Source organism: Pseudobutyrivibrio ruminis HUN009 (assembly GCF_000703005.1).
GTDB classification, from domain to species: domain Bacteria; phylum Bacillota; class Clostridia; order Lachnospirales; family Lachnospiraceae; genus Pseudobutyrivibrio; species Pseudobutyrivibrio ruminis_A.
Genome location: NZ_JNLH01000001.1, coordinates 1,581,776 through 1,593,051 on the forward strand (window position 1 = coordinate 1,581,776; position 11,276 = coordinate 1,593,051).

The following is an 11,276-nucleotide window of genomic DNA, read 5'->3' on the forward strand; positions in this document are numbered from 1 at the left end:
GGACGGCAATTCACAATATTGTTATAATGCGGATTAATAATGAGGAAGGCAGGAGGTAACAAATGCATTTCGTAAATGCGAAGGGGATATTAACTGCAAATAACGGTCGATGCGGCATGAACATTTATCGTGGTTGCACCCATGGCTGTATTTATTGTGATAGCAGAAGCAAATGCTATCAGTTTACCCATGCCTTTGAGGATATTGAGGTGAAGGACAATGCTCCAGCGCTTTTAGAGGCCACGCTTAAATCAAAAAGAAAAAAATGTATGATTGGCACAGGCTCCATGTCAGATCCATATATGCACTGCGAAGAGCAGTTAAAGCTCACAAGACAATGCCTAGAAATCATTTCTAAATATGAATTTGGCTTAGCGATTCAGACAAAGTCCGATAGGATTCTTAGGGACATTGATCTTTTGGATGAAATCAATCAGAAGGCAAAGACTGTAGTGCAGATGACATTGACCACTTACGACGATGACCTGTGCGCTATTATAGAACCCAATGTCTGCAATACAAAGCGCAGAATACAGGTGTTAGAGGAGATGCAAAAGCGTGGTATTCCAACAGTGGTTTGGCTCACACCAATACTGCCTTTTATAAACGATTCAGAAGAAAACGTAAATGCGATACTTGAAGAATGTATTCGCGTAGGTGTGAAGGGCATTATTTGTTTTGATATGGGCGTGACCCTGAGGGAAGGTGACAGGGAGTATTTTTATGAGGCATTGGATAAAAATTTCCCAGGATTGAAAGAAAAATACATTAGAACCTATGGCAATTCATATAATGTACCAAGCCCTAACAACAAAAAACTAATGCAACTTTTCGAGGATACTTGTAAAGCACATAAGATTCTTTATAAACCTGATGATTGCTTTAGCTACTTGAATGATTTGCCTGAGAGATATGAACAGCTGACGCTAGATTTGGTATAATCAATTGTAAAACAAGCTCATCGAAAAAAAGACAACTAAGGAGATTTTTAATGATATACATAGGCTGTCACCTGTCAGTGACAAACGGATATGAAGCAATGGGACGCCAGATGGTAGAATTTGGAGGAAACACATTTGCATGGTTTACAAGAAATCCACGTGGTGGAAAAGCAAAGGATATAGAGCCGGAAGATGTTGAAAAGCTCCAGCAAATACTGCAGGAGAAGAAATTCGGTACACTTGTGGCACATGCCAGCTATACCATGAATCTTTGCTCGGCGAAACCAGAGACTAGAGCGAACGCTCTCGATATGCTTAAGCAGGATTTGCAGAGAATGGAACAGGTTCCAAATCAATATTACAATTTCCATCCAGGTTCTCACACTGGCCAAGGGCCAGAAACAGGAATTCAGCAGATTGCGGATGGCTTGAATCAATCACTTTTCCCTGAGATGCAGACTACAGTGCTCTTAGAGACTATGGCTGGTAAAGGCTCAGAGGTGGGCAAAACTTTTGAGGAATTAAAAGAGATTATTGACCGCACCACACTTAGCGATAAGCTGGGTGTTTGCCTTGATACCTGCCATGTTTGGGATGGTGGCTACGATATTGTAAATGACCTTGACGGGGTCCTTACACAGTTTGATAAAATCATCGGTTTGGATAGATTAAAGGCGATACATTTCAACGACAGTAAAAATGAATGCGGTGCTGCAAAAGACCGTCATGAAAAGTTAGGCCAGGGCTACATCGGTATGGAAGCTATGAAACGAATCGCAACACATCCGGTTCTGCAAAATCTTCCATTTATTTTGGAAACACCAAATGATGATGCAGGATATAAAGAAGAAATAGCGATTGTAAATAGTTGGATGTAGGTAAAAGCAGATTGGGGGCGAGTTATGACAAAAAAATTACTGATTTCGGCACTGATTAAATTTTTTTCAGGCGTGCTCTTAGTGGGATTATTGCTTTTTCCAGCGGCAGGAAGCTTTGCCTTTTGGCAGGCGTGGCTTTTTATGGCAGTCCTTTTTATCCCTATGTTTGTAGCCGGTTTGATTTTGATGAAGAAGAATCCATCTCTTTTGCGAAAGCGACTTAACGCAAAGGAAGAACAGCTGGAGCAAAAAGAGGTGGTTTTGTTCAGCGGTTTGATGTTTTTATCTTCATTCATAATTGCAGGTTTAAATTTCAGATTTTCGTGGCTAGTGCTTCCAGCGTGGGTGACGATTTTAGGCACGGTACTTTTTTTGTTAGCCTATGCGCTGTATGCCGAAGTACTTAGGGAAAATGAATATCTTTCAAGAACCATAGAAGTGCAGGAAGGCCAGAAGGTAGTAGACACAGGCCTCTACGGAATCGTCCGCCATCCTATGTATATGGCAACAGTTCTACTATTTTTATCTATGCCAATTATCCTAGGCTCTATTTTTTCATTTGTAATAATGCTTGTATATCTTCCAATCATTGCAAAGCGTATTAGAAATGAGGAGAAGGTACTAGAAGAGGGACTTGATGGATACAAGCAATACAAAGAACGTGTAAAATATAGAATTATTCCATTTCTGTGGTAAAAGGAGGACTGTAAAATGAAAACCAGAGAGGAAGCATTAAGTTACGGCCTTACATTTCCATACACATATCAGGAGGCACCATTTCATGATCCAAATTGGCAGCTTATCAGAGTGAAGCCAAGCAAAAAGGCGTTCCTTTGGTCATATGAAAAAGACGGGCAGATTTGTTTGAATTTGAAATGTGACCCTGAATGGAGAGATTTCTGGAGGCGTACCTATGATGCGGTTATCCCTGGATATCACCAGAACAAGGAACATTGGAACACTGTGATTTTAGATGGAAGCATTCCTGACGATGATGTTAAACGCATGATTGCAGAAAGCTATGATTTGGTGACAGATTCCCCTACAAAACGTATATACGAAGCAGTAAAACGAATCCCACAGGGCAAGGTTGCCACCTATGGTCAGGTGGCTGCTATGGCAGGCAATCCTAAAATGAGCCGGGCTGTGGGAAATGCTTTACACAAAAATCCAGATTTTGAAAACATTCCTTGCTATCGAGTAGTAAACTCCAAAGGTGAGCTGGCAGATGAGTACGTTTTTGGTGGAGCTGGGGTTCAGGAGAAGCTATTAGAGGCAGATGGAATTACGGTTCAAAACGGAAAGGTAGATCTTGGCAAGTTTGGAATTGATTTGGATGCAAAATAATAGGAGGTTACGAATATGATTAAAGTTTATTGTTATGAAAGATGCACTACTTGTAAGAAGGCTCTGAAGTGGCTTGATGATAATAAAATCAAGTATGATTTAATTGATATCAAAGGCAACAATCCAGACAAAGCTACTCTCAAAGCAGCATATGAAAAAAGTGGTCAGCCTCTTAAGAAATTTTTCAATACAAGCGGCCAGCTTTATAGAGGGATGGAGCTTTCAAAGAAGCTTCCAGATATGAGTGAAGAAGCGCAGCTTGATCTTTTGGCAACAGATGGAATGCTTGTAAAACGCCCGCTTGTTATTACTGATGATACAGTTCTTCTGGGCTTCAAAGAGGCCGAGTGGGCACAGGCACTTAAGTAACGAAACAACTTATAAAAGGAGAGACGACATGGTAAAACACATTATTTTATGGACACTTAAAGATGAGCTTTCAGCTGAGGAAAAGGAGCAGGTAAAGCTTGGCATCAAAGAAGGATTAGAGGAATTGGCAGGAAAGATTCCAGGAATGATTGATATCAAGGTCAACATCAATGGTCTTGCTAGCTCAAATGCTGATTTGATGCTTGATTCTACATTTGAAAGTGAAGAGGCTCTCAAGGGCTATGCGGTACATCCTGAGCATGTTGCTGTAGCGGATGGGAAGGTTAGACCATACACTAAAATCAGAAGCTGCCTGGATTTTGAAATTTAGAAATATGCATGACTTCTTGCTGGCAATTTCATTTTTCTGTCAGCAAGAAGTCATAATTAAAGATTTCTTAACAAATTTTCTATATGTTAAATGATATAATTAACTTGTACACTATTATGTAGATTGTTGCTTTTATGTACAGGGGATGAGAATTGAAGAAAAGATATATTGTTATCATTAATATTTTGATAGTAGGTTTGATTCTTTTCATTATCGCAAAATATGCCAATGACAGGGCAAAAGAATCAAACCTAGCTTCAATTGCGTCTTTTGAAAAAATGACAACTACAACAGAGCAAATCGTCGTCAATTACTTGGCGGACGAGCAGCATCTATGTGATATTTGGGCCAATTATATCAATAGATCAGAGGAGGCTGGGACTCCGATGACAGTTGATGAGGCTATTTCTTATATTCGAAAAGCGAAAATATCTCCTGAAATATCAGGACATCTAATATATATTGACGACGGTTCTATGGCGGGCATATCTACAACCGCCAGCTCTACAGATCCGTCGGATTACTCTGTGAATTATTCCCATATTAATATTTTTGACAACCTTGAGGTAAGCAATGCAGATGGTGCAGTAAATTTAACAAGTGCATACACCAATCCATTAAATGGTGTTCAGTCAATTGCATTTTTAAATAACATAAAGGTTTTGGATAGTGAAACTGGCGATGTGAGAAAGGCCCTTATTATCCGTGTAGTTCCTGTAAGTCGTCTTGAGCAAAAATTGGTATTTTTGAAGGGTGAATATGAGAATGTTGAAATATCTCTAATTGATTGGGATGGAGATTATATGATCCATGGAAAGTCTATGGAGAATAACAATTTTTTTGAGTATTTCAAAACCTATAATCCTATGTCAGTTCAGGAATATAACAATGTATTAGAGTCAATTCGCACAGATATTGGCTCAATGCACATTCACAATTCAAAAGATGAGGACTGTGTGATTGCCTACACTCCTTTAACAGGTTTGGATTCATGGTTCTTGGTAGCTTACATTCCTGCATCTGAGCTTATAGTTAACAGATCTATTGACTGGCAGAGTCTAGGAATTGTTACCTTAGGACTTATGATTCTTCTGTATTTTAACCTGATGATACTTCTAAGTTTTAACCGAAAACTAACTGTGGCGGCTGAGGCTGCAAATCAGGCGAACGAAGCAAAATCATATTTTTTGTCCACAATGTCTCATGATATTAGGACCCCAATGAATGCCATAATTGGCATGAATGAAATGATTCTACGAGACAGTCGAGATGATGTAATAGCAATGTACTCTGAAAATATTAGGGCAGCAGGCAATACACTCCTTGGAATCATAAATGATATTCTTGACTTTTCAAAGATTGAAGCAGGAAAAATGGAAATTATGGAGGTGGACTACAATTGTGCTTCACTCTTAAATGACATTGTTAATATGGTTCAGAAGAAGGCGGATGAGAAGAACCTTGATTTTAGATTAGACGTGGACCCTGATATTCCACGGTGTTTACATGGTGATGAGATAAGGATTAAGCAGGTCATCACCAATATTCTTTCAAATGCAGTGAAATACACCAAGGAGGGGAGTGTCACATTTTCAATCAAAAGCAGTGAATGTAAAGAGAATTCGGGTTATGTAATGCTTCATGTAAGCGTGGAAGATACTGGAATCGGAATAAAAAAAGAGGATTTGGATAAGCTATTTGTAGCCTTTGAGCGAATTGATGAAAAGAAGAATCGTAACATAGAAGGAACTGGTCTTGGAATGGCTATTGCTCAAAGCTTTCTAAATATGATGGGCAGCAGAATTCAGGTAGAAAGTGAGTATGGAAAAGGCTCGGTATTTTCATTTGATCTAAAGCAAAAGGTTGTGCAATGGGAGCCTTTAGGAGAGTTCGACTCAGCATATAAGAGCTTTCTTAGGGAAAGACAGCAATATAAAGTACAGTTTGTGGCTCCCGATGCTAGAGTTTTGGTGGTTGATGATAATGTAATCAACCTTAAGGTGTTCGTAAATCTTCTCAGGGAAACTAGAATACAGATAGACACTGCAGAAAGCGGCGATGCTTGCCTTGCTCTATATAAGCAAAATAGGTATGATGTGATTTTCCTGGATCACATGATGCCTGATAAGGATGGAATTGAAACTATTAAAGAAATGAAAGAATGTAAGGACACATTGAATGCTAAAACACCAATCGTCTGCCTTACTGCAAATGCGGTATCTGGCATGCGAGAAATGTATATAAATGCAGGTTTTGACGATTACATTACAAAGCCTATAGATACAGTAAAGCTAGAGAATATGTTGCTTACTTATTTGTCACCGGATTTGGTGCGTCCTCCAGAGAGCGAAAAGATGCAAAGCATCCTTGTTGTAAATGAGGATATAGATTTTTTGCGTAAAGCATCGGCACGCCTATCAGAAAGCTATGATGTTGCTGTTGCCAAATCCATAAGGCAAGCTTCTTCCTATTTGAAGACCCATGAAATAGATTTGATACTGATGGATTATCCGATTTTTACTAAGTTTAGTAATAATGAAGAAAACGAGCATGAATAGCTATATTAAGAACAGAAATAAGGCTCATTTCCAATAGAGCAGGTTTTAAGGGAGTTTTGGATTTTCATGGCAAGCTCCTTTGCTTCATCGTAATCCAAATTAGAAACAAGCTTATCCAAGTCTTTGATTTGAGCTGAAAGAGCTTCAGCGCATTTATAGGAAAGAAGCTGTTTTGCAGCATCTTCGGCGTTTCCTAAATCAAAGTCGTTCACAGCAGCGATGAGCATATTTAGAATATTTGACAGGGCTTCTTTATCAAAACTTTTTTGAGGCACAAGGCTATTTAACGCAAATGGCTCAAGATAAGGTTTGAGTCCTTTAAAGGCATCTAAAACACCTGGTGTAAGGGCCTTGATTTGCTCCACGTCATTGTCCTTGCCGAGTTTTTCCAAAGTAAAGAAATCCTCGCCAAGCTCCATGGCTCCAATCATGCGGCAGGTAGTTTTTAGGGAATGTACATCGACCGTATAGTTTGTGATATTACCTGATGCAAGGTTGGATTCTACTGAAGCGACCTTGTCATCCATTAATTTATATACATCACCGAGAAGCTCTATAAAGAGTTCCTCTGAACCAGCGTTTTTGATAGCTTTTTTTACATCAATACCAGGTATATTAATATTCATAAATCGTACTCCTCCATAAGTAGAGTATACCACTATTAAAATCCGGTATAAACCAGCAGGAGGATTACATTGGGGAGGCAAAAAATGATTCCACAGATTGTAGTTGTAGACGATGATCCTATAATTTTAAAAAAAGCATGGAACACTCTTACAAGCTCTGGGCTCAAAGTAGTAGTTTTGAAATCCGGAAAGGCCCTTTTGGATTACACCAGGGATAATCAGGCGCCGGACCTTATCCTTATGGATATCAGTATGCCTGAAATGGATGGCTTTGAAGTTATTAAGGAGCTTAAAAAGTGTGAAGCTGGGTGGAGGGATACCCCTGTGATTTTCCTTACAGGCAACGAAGATGAGGACACAGAGACAAAGGGGCTGTCTCTTGGTGCAATGGATTTTATCAGAAAGCCTTTTGTGGCAAGCGTGCTGGTGCTTAGGGTGAAGCATGCTGTGGAGCTTATCCGACTCCAACGAAATCTTGAGGGCATGGTGGAAGAGAAAACAAGAGAGAATGAGAATCTTTTCCTTCACGTAGTAGAGAGCCTTGCAGACGCTATAGATGCTAAAGACAATTACACGAAAGGCCATTCAGGACGAGTAGCAGTTTTTTCAAAAGAGATAGCTCGAAGATATGGTTATGATGAGAAGCACCAGGAGCAAATTTTTATGATGGGGCTTCTTCATGATGTTGGAAAAATCGGAGTTCCTGATGAAGTTATTAACAAGCCAGGAAGACTTACAGACGAAGAGTTTGCCAAGATTAAAAAGCACCCAGGCATTGGTGGGAAGATTTTGGGGAATATAAAGGAAATGCCTGAGCTTGCAGCAGGCGCTAAATGGCATCATGAAAGATACGATGGAAAGGGCTATCCAGAGGGGCTCTCAGGTGAGGACATTCCTGAGGAAGCCAGAATCATCGCAGTGGCCGACGCCTATGACGCCATGACCAGTACCAGAAGCTATAGAGGAGCACTACCAGTTGAAGTGGTCCGCGGAGAGATAGAAAAGGGCAAAGGCTCCCAGTTTGACCCTAAGTTTGCAGATATTATGATTGAAATGATTGATGAAGGGGCGTTCCCAGATGTATAAGCGAATTAGGCTTGTATAGGGCAGTTGATGCGGGAATATTGGAGCTAGTTGTTGACAAATCTGAATTCTGACGTTATATTATACAAATATCTTTTTAATTCGCTTTTTCATATAACATTTTGAAACTTCTTTTTTGTTTTTCGGAGATAAAATCCCAATTTTACGAAAATACTACGGTTCAAATTAGTATTTCTATTTTTCGACCGTAGTAATAAAGAACAGCAGTAGCGATTATGAGTTTTACCTACGGCTATTACTGCGTTTATGTAGATACAACCGTAGTGTCAGTTGGTGTCCTACGGTTAAGATTTGCAAGTTTAAATAATAGCCGTAGGTATTTTGATGATTTGAAGAAATCGCTACGGTTGAGATTACAAAAAACTAATCTCAACCGTAGGGAAATCGAAAATCTAATATTTTTTATAGGAAATAGAGTATATGAAAGATTGTAAAGAATTATTAATAGAAAAACAGACGGCAATAAATGAGTTGTTGCAGAAATCTCAAAAGAATTTAGCTAAGTATAGGGGGCTTCCTAATAAGAGAATTAGGTCATCAACAAGCAATAACTGCGTTCAGTATTATTTTGTAGATCCTGAAACAGGTGAAAGTAAATATGCGAAGAACGATGAATATACACTGGTAAAGAAAATAATACAGCGTGACTACGAGGTGGCAGTTAATAGTAAGCTTAAGAAAATGGAAAAGGAAATAGAAAAGACTATTAAAAGATGTGACTTTGAAGATATTCATTCTATTTATAATAAGCTTCCATTGAGCAAGCGAAATATAGTTGTTCCAATTGTAGAAACAGATGAAATGTATATAGAACGCTGGAAGCTGGAACACGCCGGAAATCAAAACACATTTTTTGAGGATGGTAAAATCCAAACAAATAATGGGGAAAGAGTTAGATCAAAGTCAGAAAAGATAATAGCTGATTTGTTTGAAAAATATAACGTGCCTTACGTATACGAACCGTATTTAGAGCTTTCTATCGGACATATCGTATACCCGGATTTTGCAGTTCTTAATGTAAGAGAGAGAAAGACTATTTATTGGGAGCACTTAGGGTTAATTGATAACGTAGATTATGCCAAAAAGAATATGCTTAAGATTTATGATTACAGCAGAAGTGGCTATCATTTGGGGGATAATTTGATTTTATCTATGGAAACAAGTGAAATTCCGCTTAATAGTAAGGATGTTATACACAATATAGTGAATTATTGCATTTAACAAGTGTTGACTTGATAAACAACAAATGCCATAATGCGCCTAGAAATTAAGAGGAGAATACTTACATGGTCATAGGCGTTAGTGCATGTTTATTAGGCGAGAATTGTAAATACAATGGGGGCAATAATTATAGTGAAAAGACCCTGGAATATGTAAAGGGGCATGAGGTTATTTCTGTTTGCCCTGAAGTTTTAGGAGGGCTTCCTACACCAAGGAAATCAGCGGAAATAGTTGATGGTGTTGTAAAGCACAAGGATGGTAGTTCTGTAGATGCAGAATTTCGAGCTGGTGCAATGAAGGCTTTGCAAATACTAATAGATAAACAAGCAGAGCTTGTGATACTACAATCAAGAAGTCCATCCTGTGGCGTTAATACTATTTATGATGGTACTTTTTCAGGAAATCTAATACCTGGAAATGGCGTGTTTGTTGAGCTTCTCAAGCAAAATGGAATAAAAGTAGTAGATGTGGCTGACTTATAGAAACGGGGGCAATAATGGTTTTACTGGTTATTGATGTACAAAAGGGAATTACAGACGAAAGATTATATAATTATCAGGAGTTTATAGAAAACACATCAAGATTGATACAGACGGCACGAGCGAATGATGTGGAGGTCATTTATGTACAGCATGACGACGGCCCAGGTTCAGGTTTCTCTGTAGGAGATAAGGATTATGAAATTGCAGATCAGGTTGCGCCAATAGGCAGTGAGAAGATTTTTACCAAGACAGTGAATAGCTGCTTTGGTAATCCAGACTTTGCATCTTATCTAGAGCGGAAAGGCACAAGGGAACTTATGATAGTGGGCCTCCAGACAAACTTTTGCATAGATGCCACAGTAAAGTCAGCCTTTGATAGAGGCTACCAGGTTATTGTTCCAGCCGGATGCAATTCTACATTTGATAATAACTACATGGATGCTGAGACAACTTATAGATATTATAACGAGATGATGTGGCCAAAACGTTTTGCAGACTGTGTAGCTGTTGAGGAAGCAGAGCAGATGTTGAGAGAGAAGTGATTATAATAATGACATAGCTGGATTTGGACTTAAAAATTCAATTATTCTCAAAATACTACGGTTGAAAATGTAATTTCGAATTCTCGTCCGTAGATAAATTACAAAAGATTATTGAAAACAAGTTTAATCTACGGCTGATTTAGGAGATTTGTAAACCCAACCGTAGTGACACAAATTGACCTACGGCTAGTTTTTAGACTTTAAAAAATTAGCCGTAGGTTTTTTGGTGTTTAAAAGAAAATCCTACGGTTGAAACAACAAAAAAGAAATTTCAACCGTAGGATTTTGAAAATAGAATCAAAATAACAGGATTTGAAGACTAATTCTTGATAGAACAGACACAAAATGACATAATGTGTCTAGCAAGAAAGGGAGGCCAACATGCGAGTAATAGAAAAAGCTACAGTAAAAGACAAAGAGGAGATTCTTAAACTTTATAAATCCCAGCTTGGTAGGGAATATTGCCCTTGGAATGAATACTATCCTGCAATGGAAGAGATAGATTTTGATTTATCCAGGGATGCTTTGCTTGTAATGAGAGAAGAGGGCAAGATAATTGCTACTATTTCAATAGATGACGATGATTCTGTTAACAATTTAGATTGCTGGACAGATGAATTGCAGCCAGGTGGAGAGCTTTCGCGGCTTGCGGTTAGCCCAGATTGCCAAGGTAGAGGCTTGGCTAAAGAAATGATTGAAAAAGGCTTGGAAGAGTTGAAAAATAGAAGCTATAAGAGTCTTCATTTTCTGGTGAATAGAAATAATCTTAAGGCACTTAAATGTTATTCTGCATTCCCATTTAATAAGGTGGGTGAATGTGAGTTGTATGAGCAGCCAATGCTTTGTTACGAGATGGAATTATAATTTGGAAGGATAA

Annotated in this window: 13 protein-coding genes; 12 read left to right on the forward strand and 1 reads right to left on the reverse strand. The window is 38.6% G+C overall.

Annotated elements, in window-relative coordinates; all coding sequences use genetic code 11:
- The first annotated feature begins 62 nt into the window (after positions 1 to 62).
- The 7 genes from BO15_RS0107145 (at position 63) to BO15_RS13180 (ending at position 6,424) form a co-directional block, all read left to right on the forward strand.
- Complete coding sequence (locus tag BO15_RS0107145; protein ID WP_033153637.1) at positions 63 to 941, forward strand: SPL family radical SAM protein; 879 nt, start codon at positions 63 to 65, stop codon at positions 939 to 941.
- Positions 942 to 991: 50 nt separating this feature from the next.
- Entirely contained in the window at positions 992 to 1,819 is an 828-nt protein-coding gene (locus tag BO15_RS0107150) for a deoxyribonuclease IV (RefSeq protein WP_033153639.1), read from the forward strand.
- Between the two features lie 24 nt (positions 1,820 to 1,843).
- Positions 1,844 to 2,515, forward strand: coding sequence for a methyltransferase family protein (locus tag BO15_RS0107155; RefSeq protein WP_033153641.1), 672 nt, complete (start codon positions 1,844 to 1,846; stop codon positions 2,513 to 2,515).
- A gap of 15 nt (positions 2,516 to 2,530) precedes the next feature.
- Entirely contained in the window at positions 2,531 to 3,166 is a 636-nt protein-coding gene (locus BO15_RS0107160) for a methylated-DNA--[protein]-cysteine S-methyltransferase (protein ID WP_033153644.1), read from the forward strand.
- A 15-nt stretch (positions 3,167 to 3,181) separates the two neighbouring features.
- Positions 3,182 to 3,535 (forward strand): arsenate reductase family protein, encoded by a 354-nt coding sequence (locus BO15_RS0107165; RefSeq protein WP_033153646.1) that lies wholly within the window; start codon positions 3,182 to 3,184, stop codon positions 3,533 to 3,535.
- Positions 3,536 to 3,563: 28 nt separating this feature from the next.
- Positions 3,564 to 3,866 carry a Dabb family protein gene (locus BO15_RS0107170; protein WP_033153647.1) on the forward strand — a complete coding sequence of 101 codons (303 nt, stop codon included), beginning with the start codon at positions 3,564 to 3,566 and terminating at the stop codon, positions 3,864 to 3,866.
- 152 nt (positions 3,867 to 4,018) lie between these two features.
- Complete coding sequence (locus BO15_RS13180) at positions 4,019 to 6,424, forward strand: response regulator (RefSeq protein ID WP_052169827.1); 2,406 nt, start codon at positions 4,019 to 4,021, stop codon at positions 6,422 to 6,424.
- A gap of 5 nt (positions 6,425 to 6,429) precedes the next feature.
- On the opposite strand, the gene BO15_RS0107180 is transcribed toward BO15_RS13180, so the two are convergent.
- Entirely contained in the window at positions 6,430 to 7,050 is a 621-nt protein-coding gene (locus BO15_RS0107180; RefSeq protein ID WP_033153649.1) for an Hpt domain-containing protein, read from the reverse strand.
- 84 nt (positions 7,051 to 7,134) lie between these two features.
- Between BO15_RS0107180 and BO15_RS0107185 the strand changes: the two genes are divergently transcribed.
- From BO15_RS0107185 to BO15_RS0107205, 5 genes are all read left to right on the forward strand, one after another.
- The gene (locus BO15_RS0107185) at positions 7,135 to 8,136 is read left to right on the forward strand and encodes an HD domain-containing phosphohydrolase (protein ID WP_033153651.1); all 1,002 of its coding nucleotides are present in this window, start codon (positions 7,135 to 7,137) and stop codon (positions 8,134 to 8,136) included.
- A 438-nt stretch (positions 8,137 to 8,574) separates the two neighbouring features.
- Complete coding sequence (locus BO15_RS0107190) at positions 8,575 to 9,375, forward strand: hypothetical protein (protein WP_033153653.1); 801 nt, start codon at positions 8,575 to 8,577, stop codon at positions 9,373 to 9,375.
- 65 nt (positions 9,376 to 9,440) lie between these two features.
- Positions 9,441 to 9,857 carry a DUF523 domain-containing protein gene (locus BO15_RS0107195; RefSeq protein WP_033153655.1) on the forward strand — a complete coding sequence of 139 codons (417 nt, stop codon included), beginning with the start codon at positions 9,441 to 9,443 and terminating at the stop codon, positions 9,855 to 9,857.
- Positions 9,858 to 9,871: 14 nt separating this feature from the next.
- On the forward strand, positions 9,872 to 10,399 hold the full coding sequence (locus BO15_RS0107200) for a cysteine hydrolase family protein (RefSeq protein ID WP_033153657.1): 528 nt from the start codon (positions 9,872 to 9,874) through the stop codon (positions 10,397 to 10,399).
- A gap of 381 nt (positions 10,400 to 10,780) precedes the next feature.
- Complete coding sequence (locus tag BO15_RS0107205; protein WP_033153659.1) at positions 10,781 to 11,263, forward strand: GNAT family N-acetyltransferase; 483 nt, start codon at positions 10,781 to 10,783, stop codon at positions 11,261 to 11,263.
- Positions 11,264 to 11,276: the final 13 nt, after the last annotated feature.